16 protein-coding genes are annotated in these 15,526 nt (G+C 62.3%); 12 read left to right on the top strand and 4 right to left on the bottom strand.

Annotated elements, in window-relative coordinates; translation table 11 throughout:
• The first annotated feature begins 82 nt into the window (after positions 1–82).
• The 11 genes from L1069_RS18500 to L1069_RS18550 all read left to right on the top strand — a co-directional run bounded on the left by L1069_RS18500 (position 83) and on the right by L1069_RS18550 (position 11,812).
• A complete protein-coding gene (locus L1069_RS18500) occupies positions 83–1,171 on the top strand; it encodes a 3-deoxy-7-phosphoheptulonate synthase (protein WP_237456645.1) in 1,089 nt (362 codons plus the stop codon).
• 236 nt (positions 1,172–1,407) lie between these two features.
• On the top strand, positions 1,408–2,799 hold the full coding sequence (locus L1069_RS18505; protein WP_237456646.1) for a trypsin-like peptidase domain-containing protein: 1,392 nt from the start codon (positions 1,408–1,410) through the stop codon (positions 2,797–2,799).
• Positions 2,799–4,115, top strand: a complete 1,317-nt coding sequence (locus L1069_RS18510; protein ID WP_237456647.1) for a replication-associated recombination protein A — start codon at positions 2,799–2,801, stop codon at positions 4,113–4,115. The genes L1069_RS18505 and L1069_RS18510 overlap by 1 nt, the downstream gene beginning before the upstream one ends.
• Before the next feature lie 127 nt (positions 4,116–4,242).
• The gene (gene crcB, locus L1069_RS18515; RefSeq protein ID WP_211038374.1) at positions 4,243–4,623 is read left to right on the top strand and encodes a fluoride efflux transporter CrcB; all 381 of its coding nucleotides are present in this window, start codon (positions 4,243–4,245) and stop codon (positions 4,621–4,623) included.
• Positions 4,620–5,666: an RluA family pseudouridine synthase gene (locus L1069_RS18520; RefSeq protein WP_237456648.1), complete on the top strand. Its 1,047-nt coding sequence runs from the start codon at positions 4,620–4,622 to the stop codon at positions 5,664–5,666. Before crcB ends, L1069_RS18520 begins: the two co-directional genes overlap by 4 nt.
• Positions 5,663–6,331, top strand: coding sequence for an HAD-IA family hydrolase (locus L1069_RS18525; RefSeq protein ID WP_237456649.1), 669 nt, complete (start codon positions 5,663–5,665; stop codon positions 6,329–6,331). The genes L1069_RS18520 and L1069_RS18525 overlap by 4 nt, the downstream gene beginning before the upstream one ends.
• A 3-nt stretch (positions 6,332–6,334) precedes the next feature.
• Positions 6,335–7,039 carry an ATP12 family protein gene (locus L1069_RS18530; protein ID WP_237456650.1) on the top strand — a complete coding sequence of 235 codons (705 nt, stop codon included), beginning with the start codon at positions 6,335–6,337 and terminating at the stop codon, positions 7,037–7,039.
• Positions 7,040–7,289: 250 nt separating this feature from the next.
• A complete protein-coding gene (locus L1069_RS18535; protein WP_129372197.1) occupies positions 7,290–8,306 on the top strand; it encodes an amino acid ABC transporter substrate-binding protein in 1,017 nt (338 codons plus the stop codon).
• Positions 8,307–8,433: 127 nt separating this feature from the next.
• The gene (locus L1069_RS18540) at positions 8,434–9,702 is read left to right on the top strand and encodes an ABC transporter permease subunit (protein WP_129372196.1); all 1,269 of its coding nucleotides are present in this window, start codon (positions 8,434–8,436) and stop codon (positions 9,700–9,702) included.
• 1 nt (position 9,703) lies between these two features.
• Entirely contained in the window at positions 9,704–11,008 is a 1,305-nt protein-coding gene (locus L1069_RS18545) for an amino acid ABC transporter permease (protein ID WP_129372195.1), read from the top strand.
• Positions 11,009–11,020: 12 nt separating this feature from the next.
• On the top strand, positions 11,021–11,812 hold the full coding sequence (locus L1069_RS18550; protein ID WP_129372194.1) for an amino acid ABC transporter ATP-binding protein: 792 nt from the start codon (positions 11,021–11,023) through the stop codon (positions 11,810–11,812).
• A gap of 97 nt (positions 11,813–11,909) precedes the next feature.
• Here the strand turns inward: L1069_RS18550 and L1069_RS18555 are convergent, their stop codons facing one another.
• The 3 genes from L1069_RS18555 to L1069_RS18565 form a co-directional block, all read right to left on the bottom strand.
• A complete protein-coding gene (locus L1069_RS18555) occupies positions 11,910–12,362 on the bottom strand; it encodes a DUF411 domain-containing protein (protein ID WP_129372193.1) in 453 nt (150 codons plus the stop codon).
• 114 nt (positions 12,363–12,476) lie between these two features.
• Positions 12,477–12,974 (bottom strand): histidine phosphatase family protein, encoded by a 498-nt coding sequence (locus tag L1069_RS18560; RefSeq protein ID WP_129372192.1) that lies wholly within the window; start codon positions 12,972–12,974, stop codon positions 12,477–12,479.
• Complete coding sequence (locus L1069_RS18565) at positions 12,971–13,681, bottom strand: ferredoxin (RefSeq protein WP_237456651.1); 711 nt, start codon at positions 13,679–13,681, stop codon at positions 12,971–12,973. The genes L1069_RS18560 and L1069_RS18565 overlap by 4 nt, the downstream gene beginning before the upstream one ends.
• A gap of 310 nt (positions 13,682–13,991) precedes the next feature.
• Between L1069_RS18565 and L1069_RS18570 the strand changes: the two genes are divergently transcribed.
• On the top strand, positions 13,992–14,324 hold the full coding sequence (locus L1069_RS18570; protein ID WP_129372190.1) for a GYD domain-containing protein: 333 nt from the start codon (positions 13,992–13,994) through the stop codon (positions 14,322–14,324).
• 828 nt (positions 14,325–15,152) lie between these two features.
• On the opposite strand, the gene L1069_RS18575 is transcribed toward L1069_RS18570, so the two are convergent.
• A partial coding sequence (locus L1069_RS18575) for a hypothetical protein (protein WP_237456652.1) occupies positions 15,153–15,526 on the bottom strand: 374 nt, incomplete at its 5' end.

The raw sequence follows: 15,526 nt of genomic DNA on the forward strand, positions 1-15,526 counted from the left end.
ATACCACCAACCGCCCGCAGCAGCCGGCGGTTTTTTCGTATCCGCCGCAGCGCCAAGGGCCCCCCGCCAAGGAAGCTGAAACATGACACCCCAGACCGAAAATCTCCGTATCACCGGCATGCAGGAGCTGATCTCGCCGGAAGACCTCGCATCCCAGCTACCCGGCACGGCGGCGGCCACAGATACCGTGCTGGCCAGCCGCACCGCCATCCAGGATGTGCTGCATGATCGCGATGACCGTGTTGTCGCTGTGGTCGGCCCCTGTTCGATTCACGACCCCAAGGCGGCGATGGAGTATGCCGAACGGCTGGCACCGCTGCGCGAACGGCTGGCGGGTGAGCTGGAGGTTGTGATGCGGGTCTATTTCGAGAAACCCCGCACCATCTCGGGCTGGAAAGGGCTGATCAACGATCCCGGCCTCGACGGCTCGTTCCGCATCAACGAAGGCCTGGGGCTGGCCCGCCGCCTGTGCCTGGACATCAACAGCCTGGGCCTGCCGGTCGGAACTGAGTTTCTGGACACGGCGGTGCCGCAATACATCTCGGATCTGGTGGCCTGGGCCGCCATCGGCGCCCGCACCACCGAAAGCCAGATCCACCGCGAGATGGCCTCAGGCCTCAGCTGCCCGGTGGGGTTCAAGAACGGCACCCGCGGCAATCTGCAGATCGCAGTGGACGCGGTGCGCTCGGCGGCGCATCCGCATCATTTCATGGCATTGGCCAAATCGGGCCGCGCGGCAATTGCGGCGACCAGCGGCAACCCGGACTGCCACTTGATCCTGCGCGGCGGCGGCGGCACCAATTATGACGCCGCCTCGGTCGGTGCGGCCTGCAGGCTGGCGGAAAAAGACGGCATCCGCGGCCATGTGATGATCGACGCCAGCCATGCCAACAGCGGCAAGGATCCCATGAAGCAGCCCGCCGTGCTGCGCGATGTAGCGGGCCAGATCGCAGGCGGCGACAGCCGCATTACCGGGGTGATGGTGGAAAGCCATCTGGTGGCGGGCCGTCAGGACCTGGGCAAAGGGGACCTCACTTACGGGCAGTCGGTTACCGACGGCTGCCTGGGCTGGGAGGATACAGTACAAGAGCTGGAGGCGCTGGCAGAAGCTGTCACCGCGCGGCGTGCTCATGCGGCGCGGGCTGCTGCACCGAGCTTGGCAGAGGCCTGATGCCGCAAAGGGACTGCGAGGATGCCGGCAAGGAAGAAGGCCTGATGCGCCTTGCCGGCAGTCTGCTTCTTTCTGGTCCCAAATACCTCGGGGTGAATTGGCCGCGAGGCCAAGAGGGGCAGCGCCCCTTTCACGGCAACTTGCTGGGCGGCGTCCCTTTGTCCTTATACGTCTCCCGCCTTGCAATCCGCGTGCGCGCTCCGCATATCCTTCGGGCAGTAACAAACGGAGCGCCCATGATCCGCCCAGCCCTGACCGCCCTTGCCATTATTCTTGCCTTGCCGGCTGTGGCAGAGACCCGTGTGCCGCAGAACCAGGCGGAGATAACCCTCGGCTTTGCGCCTTTGGTCAAGGAAGCCTCGCCTGCAGTGGTGAATATCTATGCCAAGGTGGTGCGCCAGGTGCAGCAGCGCCGCCGATCGCCTTTCATGAACGATCCGTTCTTCGATGATTTCTTCCGCGGCTTTGCCAAGCCGCAGCCGCGGGTGGAGAACTCGCTGGGTTCGGGCGTGATCCTGTCGGCGGATGGCATCGTTGTGTCCAACTACCATGTTGTCGGCAGCGCCACCGAAATCCGCGTGGTGACCTCTGACCGGCGTGAATACAATGCGCGGGTGATCCTGGGCGACAAGGCTAGCGACCTGGCAATCCTGCAGCTGGAAGAGGCCGCAGATCTGCCGCATCTGGACCTGCGCGACAGCGACCAGGTCGAGGTGGGCGAACTGGCGCTGGCCATCGGCAACCCCTTTGGGGTTGGGCAGACCGTCAGCAGCGGCATTATCTCGGGCCTCGCGCGCACCGGCATGGGGGCAGGCGATGGTTTCGGCTATTACATCCAGACCGACGCGCCGATCAATCCGGGCAATTCGGGCGGGGCGCTGATCGACGTGAACGGCGACCTCATCGGCATTAACACCCGCATCCTGTCCCGCTCCGGCGGTTCCAACGGCATCGGTTTTGCGATCCCTGCAAACCTGGTGACGGAGTTCGTCAATCAGGCCCGCAAAGGCGCGGAAGAGTTCCAGCGCCCTTGGGCCGGCATGGCCGGGCAGCCAGTGGATGCCGATCTGGCAGCCTCGCTGGAGATGGACGTGCCTGAGGGTATGGTGATTTCCGATCTGCATGTTGAGAGTCCTTTTGCCAAGGCGGGGTTCAAGGTGGGCGATGTGATCACCCATGTGGATGGCGAAGTGGTGAATTCACCTTCGGAAATGGTGTTCCGCATGTCTGTCGCCGGGCTGGACGGTATGTCCGCAATCACCCGGCTGCGCGGTGAGGCGCGGGAAGAGATTGCGGTGCCGATGATCGTGGCGCCTGATCAGCCGCCCGCAAATCCGGTGCAGCTGGATGAAGACACGGCATTGCCCGGCCTGACCGTGGCGCGGATCAATCCGCAGGTGATTGCGCGCCTCGGCCTGCCCCTGTCGGCCGAAGGCGTGGTGGTGACGGACCCCGGCCCCTATGCCGGACGCGGCGGGGTGCAACCCGGCGACGCACTCTTGGCGGTGAACGGCCAGCCTGTCGCCAGCACCGATGACGTTTATGCAATTCTGGCAAACAGCGGACGCTGGATTCAGCTGGATCTGAACCGGCGCGGCCAGCGTGTGACCCTGCGGTTCCGGACCTGATGGCGGATCTGTTCGGCAGCCCTGCGCCTGCAAGCGGCGATGCACAGCAGCCCAACCGGCCGCTGGCCGACCGGCTGCGGCCGCGGTCGCTGGCAGAGGTGATCGGCCAGCAACAGGTGCTGGGGCCGGAGGCGCCGCTGGGGGTGATGCTGGCGTCCGGCTCCTTGTCGTCACTGATTTTCTGGGGGCCGCCCGGCGTAGGCAAGACCACCATCGCACGGCTGCTGGCGCAGGAGACCGACCTGCATTTCATGCAGATCTCGGCGATCTTCACCGGGGTTCCGGAGCTGCGCAAAGTCTTTGAGGCCGCAAAGATCCGCCGTCAGAACGGCCAGGGAACGCTGCTGTTCGTGGATGAGATCCACCGCTTCAACAAGGCCCAGCAGGACGGCTTCCTGCCGCATATGGAGGATGGCACTATCCTCCTGGTGGGGGCGACAACCGAGAACCCCTCGTTTGAGCTGAACGCCGCTGTACTGTCTCGTTCGCAAGTGCTGGTGCTGGGGCGTTTGTCGTTGGCGGATCTGGAACACCTCACCCAGCGCGCTGAAAAAGAACTGGGCCGGGCGTTGCCGTTGTCAGGCGATGCCCGTGATGCGCTGCATGAGATGGCCGATGGCGACGGCCGGGCGCTTTTGAACCTGATCGAACAGGTTGCCGCCTGGACGGTAGAGGCGCCCTTGGGGCGGGAGGCGCTGGCCACACGGCTGATGCGGCGCGCGGCCAAGTTCGACAAATCCGGGGACGAGCATTACAACCTGATTTCCGCCCTGCACAAATCCATCCGCGGCTCGGATCCGGATGCCGCCCTTTACTGGCTGGCGCGGATGCTGGAGGGCGGCGAGGACCCGCGGTTCCTGGCCCGGCGCCTCACGATGATGTCGACCGAGGACATCGGCATGGCCGACCCGCAGGCCAATACCGTCTGCCTCAATGCCTGGCAGACCTATGAGCGGCTCGGCAGCCCGGAGGGCGAGCTGGCGCTGGCCAATGCTGCCGTATATCTGGCGCTGGCGCCGAAATCCAACGCGGTTTACGTCGGTATCAAGGCCGCCCGGCGGCTGGCCAAGCAGACCGGCAGCGCGCCGCCGCCCAAGCATATCCTGAATGCGCCGACCAAGCTGATGTCGGAGCAGGGGTATGGAGACGGCTATGCTTATGACCACGACGCCGAGGACGGGTTTTCCGGCCAGAACTACTTCCCCGACGGGGTGAAACGGCCGGTGCTCTATCAGCCAGTTGAGCGCGGGTTCGAACGCGAGCTGAAGCGGCGCACGGACTACTTCGCGAACCTCAGGGCGAAGCGGAACAAGTAAAGCGGCTTTGCAGGCAAAGCCGCTGCCTCCGGCGGGAGTATTTGGGGAAAGATGAAGCGGAAGCTCTGCACCCCATGCAACACGGGCAAAACTTGACATCCTTGCCTGTGCCGGCGACAGGACGGGGATGATTTCTTCGGTTTCCATGGTGGCCCTGGGCGGCGCAATCGGGGCGGTGTGCCGTTATCTGGCCGGGCTGGGCATCATCCGGGTCATGGGGCATCACGACTTTCCGGTTGCGGTGGTCACCGTCAACGTGATCGGCTCCTTTCTGATGGGGATGTTTGTGGTGGCTGCGGCGATGCGCGGGCTGACCCACCTCAGCCCCTTGGTGATGACCGGGCTTCTGGGCGGCTTCACCACCTTCTCGGCGTTCTCGCTGGAGACCGCCAACCTGATCGAGCGCGGCGCCTTCGGGCAGGCGGCGCTTTATGTTGTTCTGTCCGTTGGATTGTCCGTGGGCGGTTTGTTTCTGGGCCTGATGGCCGCAAGAGGAGTGTTCGCATGAGCGGCGTTCAGACGATTACCGTCAGCGAAGACGATGGCGGCCAGCGCATTGACCGCTGGCTGCGGCGGCTGTTTCCGCATGTGAACCAGGGCCGCATCGAGAAGATGTGCCGCAAGGGCGAGCTGCGGCTGGATGGCGGCCGGGTCAAGGCCAATACCCGTGTCGAGACCGGCCAGGTGGTGCGGGTGCCGCCGCTGGCGGACAGCGACCTGAAACCTGCCGCGCCGCGCGAGATGAAGATCTCGGACGCCGATGCCAGGATGATCCAGGATTGCGTGATCTACCGCGACGACGATGTGATCGTGCTGAACAAGCCCGCAGGGCTGGCGGTGCAGGGCGGCTCTGGCACCACCAAACATGTGGACGGGCTGGCGGAGGCGCTGAAGTTCGGGCTGGAGGATAAGCCCAAGCTGGTGCACCGGATCGACAAGGACACCTCCGGCATTCTGGTGCTGGCGCGCAACCGCAAAGCGGCGCAGGGGCTGACCGCTGCGTTCCGCCACAAGAATACCCGCAAGATTTACTGGGCCTTGGTCGCGGGTGTTCCGACGCCCTATCTGGGCGAGATCAAGAACGGGCTGGTCAAGGCACCGGGCCATGGCAAGAGCGGCGAAGGCCAGAAGATGATCAACGTCCACCCGCAGGACATCGACGAGACATACGGCGCCAAACGGGCACATACGCTGTACGCGACGCTGTACCGTGTTGCTTCCCGCGCTGCCTGGGTGGCGATGGAGCCGATTACCGGCCGCACCCACCAGCTGCGGGCGCATATGTCGGGCATGGGCCATCCGATTGCCGGGGACGGTAAATACGGCGGCTCGGGTCAGGAGAACCTGGGCGACGGCTGGGGTGCGCAGTTTGGTGGGGTGATTTCCAAGAAACTGCATCTGCACGCCCGCCGGATGGTGTTCGAACACCCGGTGACCCACAAGAATGTCTCGGTTGTGGCGCCTTTGCCCGACCATATGAAAGAGAGCTGGGACACCTTCGGCTGGAGCGAGGATCTGGCGGCGGATGACCCGTTTGAGGATCTGAAGTGAGTTCACCGCTGCGGCTGATCCTGTTTGATGTGGATGGCACGCTGGCGGACAGCCAGGGCGCGATCACCGGCGCCATGGCTGAAGCCTTTGAGGGGGCCGGCCTGCCGGTGCCGCCGCGCGCGGCGATCCTGTCGATTGTCGGCCTGTCGCTGCCCTTGGCGATGAAGGAGCTGGCGCCGGCTCAGAATGCCGCGACGCTGGAGGCGCTGGTGGAGGGGTACAAATCCTCCTACATGCTGGCCCGCGAGGCGGCCGGGGCGGGGCATTCGCCGCTGTATCCCGGTGCGCGCGAGGCGCTGGCGGAGCTGAATGAGGTGCCGGAGTACCTGCTGGGGGTTGCCACCGGTAAGTCCCGGCGCGGGGTTGAGGCGCTGATTGCGGCGCATGGGCTGGATTGCTTTGTGACCCGGCAGGTGGCCGACCACCATCCGTCAAAGCCGCACCCGTCGATGGTGCTGACGGCGATGGCGGAAACCGGGGTGGAGCGCGCGAGCACCGTGATGATCGGCGACACGCGGTTTGACATTGAAATGGGGCGCGCAGCGGGGGTCACCACCATTGCCGTGCCCTGGGGATACCATCCGGCAGAGACATTGGGCGCCGATTATCTGATCCGCGATTTCGCGGAGCTGCGCCCGCTGCTGGCAGAGATTTGGAAGGTGTAAGAAATGAGCGGCTGGGCACAGAAACGGTTCTGGAAAGCAGTCTCGGTTGTGCAGACCGAAGACGGGTTTGCGGTGGAGCTGGACGGGCGCCGGGTAAAGACGCCGGCCAAGGCGCCGCTGGCGGTGCCGACCCGGGCCATGGGGGACGCCATCGCCGCGGAGTGGGACGCGCAGAGCGAATCAGTTGACCCCGGAACCATGCCTTGCACCCGGTCTGCCAATGCCGCGATTGACAAGGTGACACATCAGCACAGCGAAGTTGCTGCCATGCTGGCTGAATACGGCGATTCCGACCTGCTGTGCTACCGCGCCGACGCACCGGTTGAGTTGACGTTGCGTCAGGCGCAGGAATGGGACCCGGCGCTGGACTGGGCAGCAGGGGCGCTGGGCGTGCAGCTGCAGCCCAGGACCGGCATTCTGCACCAGCCGCAGGAGACAGCGGCGCTGGCGGTGCTGGCGGAAAAGGTGCAGGCTATGACACCGTTCCAGCTGGCGGCTTTCCATGATTTGGTAGGGATTTCCGGCTCTTTGATCCTTGGCTTTGCTGCTGCGCAGGGCTGGCGCAGTGCCGATGAGATCTGGCAACTGTCGCGTCTGGATGAGCGCTGGCAGGAAGAGCAATGGGGTGTCGACGAGGACGCTCAGGCTGCGGCGGAGGTGAAGCGGCAGGAATTTCTGCACGCCAAGCGGTTTTACGATTTCTCCTGAGAGAACAGAAAATTACCGAATGACCCCGTGAGGCGTAAATAAATTTACTCACGGGCAAACTGTGCGTATGCCGCGCATCGAATTTCCTGATCCCACCCTTGACGTTTGTTGATGAATGCGCCCACACTTGGGCGCGAAAAAGGGGTAAACCCTTCTTCAGTCTCAATTCCGGCGGGGGATCGCCGGTTAATAAGAACCGCCGAATGGCGGACTATTCCGCTGAATGGCGGGCTATCAGGAAGAGGTAAATATGAAAAAATCCGTACTTTTGGGCGCAATGGCTTTTGCCGGTCTTGCGGCTGGCGCGGCATCTGCCGGAACGCTGGACGATGTGAAGGCGCGCGGCAAGCTGAACTGCGGCGTCACCGTCGGCCTGGTCGGCTTTGCGGCTCCGAATGCGAACGGGGAATGGGAAGGGTTCGACGTTGCCGTGTGCCGGGCTGTGGCTGCAGCTGTGCTGGGCGACTCGACTGCTGTTGAATTCGTGCCGACCACCGGCAAGACCCGCTTTACCGCGCTGGCGTCCGGCGAGATCGACATGCTGGCCCGCAACACCACCTGGACCTTCAGCCGCGATGTCGACCTGAAGTTCGAATTCACCGGCGTCAACTATTATGACGGCCAGGGCTTTATGGTCCCGAAAGAGCTGGGCGTGTCCTCGGCCAAGGAACTGGACGGCGCCACCGTCTGCATCCAGACCGGCACCACCACCGAGCTGAACCTGGCGGACTTCTTCCGCTCCAACAATATCTCGTATGAGCCGGTTCCGATCGAAACCAACGCCGAAGCGCAGCAGCAGTACCTGGCCGGTGCCTGCGACGTTTACACCACCGACGCCTCCGGCCTGGCTGCGACCCGTGCCACCTTTGATGATCCGGGCGCGCATGTGCTGCTGCCGGAAATCATCTCCAAGGAACCGCTGGGCCCGCTGGTCCGCCACGGCGACCACGAGTGGGGCGACGTTGTCCGCTGGACTCTGAACTCGCTGATCGCAGCTGAAGAGCTGGGCATCACCTCGGCCAACCTGAGCGAAATGTCCGCCGGCACCGAGAACCCGGAAATCAACCGTCTGCTGGGCAGCGAAGGCACCCTGGGCGAGATGCTCGGCCTGGACGCCACCTGGGCACAGAAGGCCATCGCTTCGCAGGGCAACTACGGTGAAATCTTTGCCAAGAACATCGGCGAAGACACTCCGGTCGGTCTGGCCCGCGGCCTGAACGCACAGTGGACCGAAGGCGGCCTGCTGTACGCTCCGCCGTTCCGCTAATCACACCACCGGGAAGGGCGCAGGAGTTTCCTGCGCCCTTTTCCTATCAGAAAATAAGCTCCGGACCGCTGCGGAGCGGGGACAACCCCGCCAGGACAGAATACCGGAGCCCAGGGGATCACACTATATGTCAACGTTAACTGACCCTCCAAAGGAGCAGTTCCGGCTGTCTATGCTCCTTTATGACACCCGGTACCGGTCGGGGACCATTCAGGTCATCGCCATGTTCGGCTTCATGCTTTTGGCAGCCTGGCTGATCAACAACACGCTGAGCAACCTGGCCGCACTGGGCAAGCCGATCGATTTCGGCTTCTTCGCGGAACCGGCCGGCTATGATATCAACCAGCGCCTGCTGGAATACACCTCGCGCGACAGCCATTTGCGGGCCGCGCTGATGGGGCTTCTGAATACGCTGGTTGTGGCCTTCCTCGGCTGTATCACCGCAACAATCCTGGGCGTGATCATCGGCGTTCTGCGGCTGTCGTCGAATTGGCTGGTGGCGCGTCTGATGACGATCTACGTCGAGCTGTTCCGCAATGTGCCGGTGCTGTTGTGGATCGTTTTTGTGATGGCGATCCTGATCGAAACCCTGCCGGCGCCACGGGCGTTCCGGGGCGAGAACCCCGAAGCCACGATGAGCCTGGCCGACAGCGTTGCCGTGACCAACCGCGGTGTCTACATCCCCGAGCCGTTGTTCTCGCGTTCGCTGGGCGATGCGCATCTGTTTGGAGAATCCTCGCTTCGGTTTGATGTCAGCCTGGACCTGATAGCCATTCTGGTGGTGCTGGGCCTCAGCCTCTTTGCGTCGATCAAGATCCGCCAGCGTGCGGACCGTATCCAGGAAGCCACCGGCGACCGTCCGGTCACCTGGCATATGCGCACCGCCGTGGTGGTGGTGCCGATGGCGATCCTGCTGGCCGTGCTGGGTTTTTACCTGGGCTACCCCGAGCTGAAAGGCTTTAACTTTCAGGGTGGCACCCACATGCGCAACTCGCTGATCGCACTGTGGCTGGCGCTGTCGCTGTACACCGCCGCCTTTATCGCGGAAATCGTGCGCGCCGGGATCATGGCGATCTCCAAGGGCCAGACCGAAGCCGCCGAGGCCCTGGGCCTGCGCTCCAACAAGATCATGTCGCTGGTGGTCCTGCCGCAGGCGCTGCGGGTGATCATCCCGCCGCTGATCTCCAACTATCTGAACCTGACCAAGAACTCGTCGCTGGCGATTGCCGTGGGTTACATGGACATCACCGGAACCCTGGGCGGCATCACCATGAACCAGACCGGGCGCGAGCTGGAATGCGTTCTGCTGCTGATGGTGGTGTATCTGGCGATCTCGCTGACCATTTCCGGGGTCATGAACTGGTACAACGAAGCCGTGAAGCTGAAGGAGCGCTGAGATGTCTGATATCGGATTTGTCCGCACTGAAATGCTTCCCGAGCAGGATCCGCCCGCCTCTGAGGTCGGGGTGATCGGCTGGGCGCGGCATAACCTGTTTTCCAACTGGTTCAACTCGATCCTGACCATCGCGTCCTTTGCTGCGGTCTATTTCGTGCTGGCCGCCATTGTTCCCTGGATCCTGTCGCCCACCTGGAACGGCACCTCGCTGTCCAATTGCCGTGAAACGCTGGCAGCTGCCGGCCACGGCGATGCTCATGGCGCCTGCTGGGGCGTGATCAAGGAGCGCTGGGTCCAGCTGATCTTTGGTTTCTACCCAAGCCACCTGTACTGGCGCCCCATCGCTGCCTTTGTCCTGCTGGGCGCGGCACTGGCTCCGGTGCTGTTCTCGGACCGGGTGCCGTCGAAACTGCTGATCTTTTCGGCGCTCTACCCGTTCATCTTCCCCTGGCTTTTGTGGGGCGGCACCATCTGGATGCCGATTGCCGCGCTGGCAGGTTTTGTCATCGGCGGGCTGGTCTACAAATTCGCCGCAGAAGCGCTGAGCACACTTCTGGGGGTGATCCTGGGCGTAGCCGCGGCTGTTATCTGGTGGATGCTGCTGGCGGCGCCGGTCTCGGGTCTGCTGGATGGGATCCTGCCCATCGGCATCGAAGCGGTGGAAAGCCGCAAGTTCGGCGGCTTCATGCTGTCGGTGACCATTGGTGTTGTGGCCATTGCCTGCTCCTTGCCGATCGGCATCGTGCTGGCGCTGGGCCGCCAGTCGGATCTGCTGATCGTCAAATACATCTGCGTGGGCTTTATCGAGTTCATCCGGGGTGTGCCGTTGATCACGCTGTTGTTTGTGGCTTCGACCCTGCTGAACATCTTCATGCCGCCGGGAACCAATTTCGACATCATCCTGCGGGTGCTGATCATGGTCACGCTGTTTGCCGCGGCCTATATGGCCGAAGTGATCCGCGGCGGTCTGGCAGCCTTGCCCCGCGGCCAGTATGAGGGCGCCGACAGTCTTGGCCTCAACTACTGGCAGGCGCAGCGGCTGATCATTATGCCGCAAGCGCTGAAGATCTCGATCCCCGGCATCGTTTCGACCTTTATCGGGGTGTTCAAGGACACCACGCTGGTCTCGATCATCGGGCTTCTGGACCCTCTGGGCCTGTCAAACGCCATTCGCGCGGACTCCAACTGGAACGGCATTGTCTGGGAACTTTACGGCTTTATCGCCCTGTTGTTCTTCGTCTTCTGCTTCTCCATGTCCCGCTATTCCATGTATCTGGAGCGCAAGCTTCAGACTGGCCACCGTTAAGGAGTTCAACATATGTCTGAACTTATGACCGACCGTCAAATCGACCGTTCCAAGATGCAGGTGAGCGACGAGGTCGCCATCGAAATCTCCAACATGAACAAATGGTACGGGTCTTTTCACGTGCTGCGCGATATCAACCTGACGGTGAACCAGGGCGAGCGTATCGTCATTGCCGGCCCGTCCGGTTCGGGTAAATCCACCCTGATCCGCTGTCTGAACGCCCTGGAAGAGCATCAGCAGGGCAGGATTGAGGTGGATGGCACCGTCTTGTCAAATGACCTCAAGAACATCGACAAGATCCGTTCCGAGGTTGGCATGGTCTTCCAGCACTTCAACTTGTTCCCGCATCTGACCATTCTGGAGAACTGCACCCTGGCGCCGATCTGGGTCCGCAAGACACCCAAGAAGGAAGCCGAAGAGCGGGCGATGCATTTCCTGGAGAAGGTGAAAATCCCGGAGCAGGCCGACAAATACCCCGGTCAGCTGTCGGGCGGCCAGCAGCAGCGTGTGGCCATCGCGCGCTCGCTTTGCATGATGCCGCGCATCATGCTGTTCGACGAGCCGACTTCGGCGCTGGACCCGGAGATGATCAAAGAGGTGCTCGACACCATGATCGAGCTGGCCGAAGAAGGCATGACCATGCTCTGCGTGACCCACGAGATGGGCTTTGCCCGTCAGGTGGCGAACCGGGTGATCTTTATGGACGCAGGTCAGATCGTGGAGCAGAACGAGCCGGAAGAGTTCTTCAACAACCCGAAGAGCGACCGCACCAAGCTGTTCCTCAGCCAGATCCTGGGCCACTAAGGCAGCTGTATCACGAAACAATGAAGGCCGGGCATTGCGCCCGGCCTTTTTTTGTTCAGGTGTTTTAGGCCGGGCGGCCTTGATCAGGCCACCTCGATTAGGAGTGGCTGGCGAACACTTCTGCCGTGCCATCAGCCAGGATCAGCAGGGTGTCAAACGCCTCGCGCTCATCCCCCATCTCCATCCCCGGCGAACCGATCGGCATGCCCGGAACGGTCAGTCCCAGCGCCGCAGGCTGTTCCGTCAGCAGCCGCTGGATGTCACCTGCCGGCACATGACCCTCAATCACATAAGGCCCGGCCATTGCAGTGTGGCAGGAAGCCAGATCGCCGCTGACGCCGAGCCGTTCTTTCATTGCCCACAGATCCTCATCCGCCACATTGCGCACCTCGGCCGCAAAACCGGCGGCGGCCAGGTGATCGGCCCAGGCCGTGCAGCAGCCGCAGGAGGGCGACTTCATGATGCGGATGGTTTCCGCTGCCGTGGCAAACCCCGGCAGGGCGGTGAGGGGGAGGGCGGCTGCGGCCAGCAGCAGGGAACGGCGGCGCATGGGGATCTCCAGTCCTGGCAAATACGGGTCTGTCAGGCAACCTAGGTCCGCCCTTGCAACCGCGCCATGCCCCTCCCGCGCAGGATGCGCGGTATTGCCGCAGCCGCAACCGTGCTATTCGCCCAGCAGTTCGCGCGGAACGGCAAAGCCGACGGGTTTGCCGCTGCTCCAGGCCAGGTCGCGCCAGCTGCTGATATCAAACTCCGCCACCAGCGTTGCCCCGGTCGGGTAATCGTCGAACCGCGAATGATCCGGCGGGCTGGAGACGATGGAATGGGCAAAGGCGGCGATGCCGGGATTATGCCCGATCAGCATGACCCGCGGCTGTTCCGCCTCTATCAGCACCTTGAACATCATTTCCGAATTGGCGTGATACAGACGCTCGGTGAACCGCGCAGGCACGCCCAGCTCCATCAGCTCGCAGGTTTCGCGGGTGCGTTGCGCGGAGGATGAGATTACCTGATCCGGCACATATCCTGTGTCCCGCAACCAGGCGGCGATGGCCGGGGCAGACCGGCGCCCTCGTTTGTTCAGCGTTCGGGCGTGGTCGCTGGGGACATTGGCGTCCCAGGCGGACTTGGCATGGCGGGTCAGGATCAGGGTGCAGGTCATTGGGGGTGAAAATGCCTCATGTGATGTGCGGTTTGTTCCGGGTCGCGGCCGGCGTTGCGGCTCAGCGGGCAGGCGCGGCGGGCCAGACAGCCGCCTGCCATGCAGCCGGCGCCGGCAGGAGTGTCAAGATAGTCATGGCAGGCTGCCAGATCGTAGGGGCCGCCGTCTGCCAATGCGCTGACTGGACAGGCGCTGAGACAGGGGCGGGAGTCGCAGCTGCGGCAGGGAGACTCTGCCAAAGGCGGAGGGGGAATGTCAATTTCCTGTTTGAAATGAAGGCCCCCCCGCAAGGATATCAGCATGCCGGCGCGATCATGCACCATCATCTGTGACGGGGATGTGAAAAACCGGCCCGATACCAGCGCCCAATTGATGAATGGCGTGTAGGGCGGCCCGCCAAAGGGGAAATAGGCGCTGCCGCGCAGGTCCTGGGCCAGGGCGCTGACCACCCGCTCGGACCAGCGGTCCACCGGGTGCGGGGCGCCGTCGCGGTGCTCCGGACTGCTCTTGAAGACGGGCCAGAAAGCGGCGGCGGTTCCCAGCAGGATCAATGTGCCATCTTCCAGCGCCTTGACGGGCTGGCGCGCGGGATGCAGGGCACCGCAGACCGCAAGCCCGGCCTGCGCGGCGGCGGCTTCGATCTCAGGATAAGACAGTGCCCCTTGGGCACTGTGGACGCGGTGGTCTGGCAGGTCGGTCTGGGTCATATGCGGCTTCCGGTCAGGGGCTTAGCGCGAGCCTAACAGCGCAAGCCTGCTTGCCAGAGCGCAAAAACGTCCCGTCCTGTTCTGCCGGCGTCTTCCCGCCGGCGCGGTCAGAAGCGGCGGAACGGCAGCCGCCGGCTCCAGTCCAGCCTTGCCGGGCGTCCGTCCTGCCAGTGCAGCCCCGCTGCCAGCTTCGCGCTCATATGCCGGAACGCCTGAATGTGGTATGATCCGGCCCCGGGGGAATGCGGGCCGGGCTGTGCGGCATCGGGCCCATCGCCGGCTTGCAGGTTTCGCCCCAGGGAGAGACAGAATGCCAAGATTTATCGTGACCGGCTGTTACACGGCCTCTGCCATGAAAGCGATGATTGAAAACCCCAGTGACCGCGAGGCGGCAGCCCGCGCAATTGTCGAAGCGGCAGGCGGGACTTTGGAAAGCTACTATCTGACCACCGGCGACAGCGATTTTGCGATCCAAGTGACAATTGACGACGCAACGGGCCTGCTTGCGGGGCTGATGGCAACGGGCGCCAGCGGCGCCGTCAGCAACCTGAAAACCGTGCGGGCGTTCACCTCGGACGAATTCACCGCAATACAGAAGAAGGCCGGCGGCATCGCCAAGGTCTACAAAGCGCCAGGAAGCTAACGCAGCCAGCGCCGGACGGCAGCCGCCCGCTGCCATCCGGCTTCTTTCTGGTCAAAAATACCCGGTATTAGGTAGCAAACGCACCAAGGTCTCATCTGGTAACTAGATGATTTTTTGCCCAGTCTCAGTCTATGCAGGAAAAGTCGATAGATGGTGCCTTACTTGCGCTGCGTAAGGTAACCATCCGAGAGAAGCGTGATGGCTTGGAGATGGTTGAAGCCTTGCTAAGACTGCGCGGTGTTCCAATGCCGCGTGTCTTACCTAGAAGAAGGCCCGACGCTGCAAAGCGCGGTCACATGTCACGAATGATAATAGAAGCACTAAAGGGCGGCCCCAAGTCTGCCTATGAGGTTGCCTGCGTAGTTTCGTTACAACGCCCCGAGATTAGTATCCAAATGGCCCACAAGAGAACCGCGGTGGCTTTGAGCAAGTTGAAGAACAAAGGCGTGACGCAGCACAAGCATAACATTTGGAGCTTACGGCGGCCCGCTCAACCCAAGCCGCCAGGAACAAATCCGCGGTAAAGCCCCGAAGCGCGGGGAGTAGTGCACGAAAAGTGCCGTTTAACCGGAGCCAGTTTGACTTTTCGAGCTTCCGAGCTTTGAGACGTGAGCCAAAGGGGGAATTGCCGTTCGCGCCACTTTTTCCGGATAAATTTTTTGTCTGGGTGCGTTTCGGGTGCTGTAGTACTTCACGGGGCGTGCAAGGGTTTGAGGATCAACCCCAATCTTTGTTCAAACTGAAGTCTCGGTGGAATGAGACTGAGCCGTTTTGCTCAACCACAATGGTCACACAATTCCTATTGTCGCTTATCCCAAAAGCGTATCTTCATATCGCTTGGCGAGCGGCTTCTTCCGTGCTTTTGATACCTATTGAAAAACCCTCTGAGCCAAATTCACCATCGTGCGACCAATCCATCACATGGCGCTCTGTTGTGAGCAGATCCTCGTAGCCAGCCACTGTCGTAAAAAAGTGTCTGATCGCCATGTGGACAGAAAGTTGTGCAGCCTCAAGCCCTAGTGCAGAAACTGCATGATGCATGGCGATGACCTGTGCTGAATCCCGGTCGATACTGAATTCCCCGTGCCATTGAATAACCTGCGCAGCTACGCTGTCGTAAATTTCCTTCCACCGAGGCCAGTTGTCTTCAATCGTGGAAGGTGCAGAAAAAATTGCCAGTGCAATTGCCATTGCATTCAGAC

It is taken from the genome of Leisingera sp. MMG026, assembly GCF_021654205.1.
Lineage (GTDB): Bacteria > Pseudomonadota > Alphaproteobacteria > Rhodobacterales > Rhodobacteraceae > Leisingera.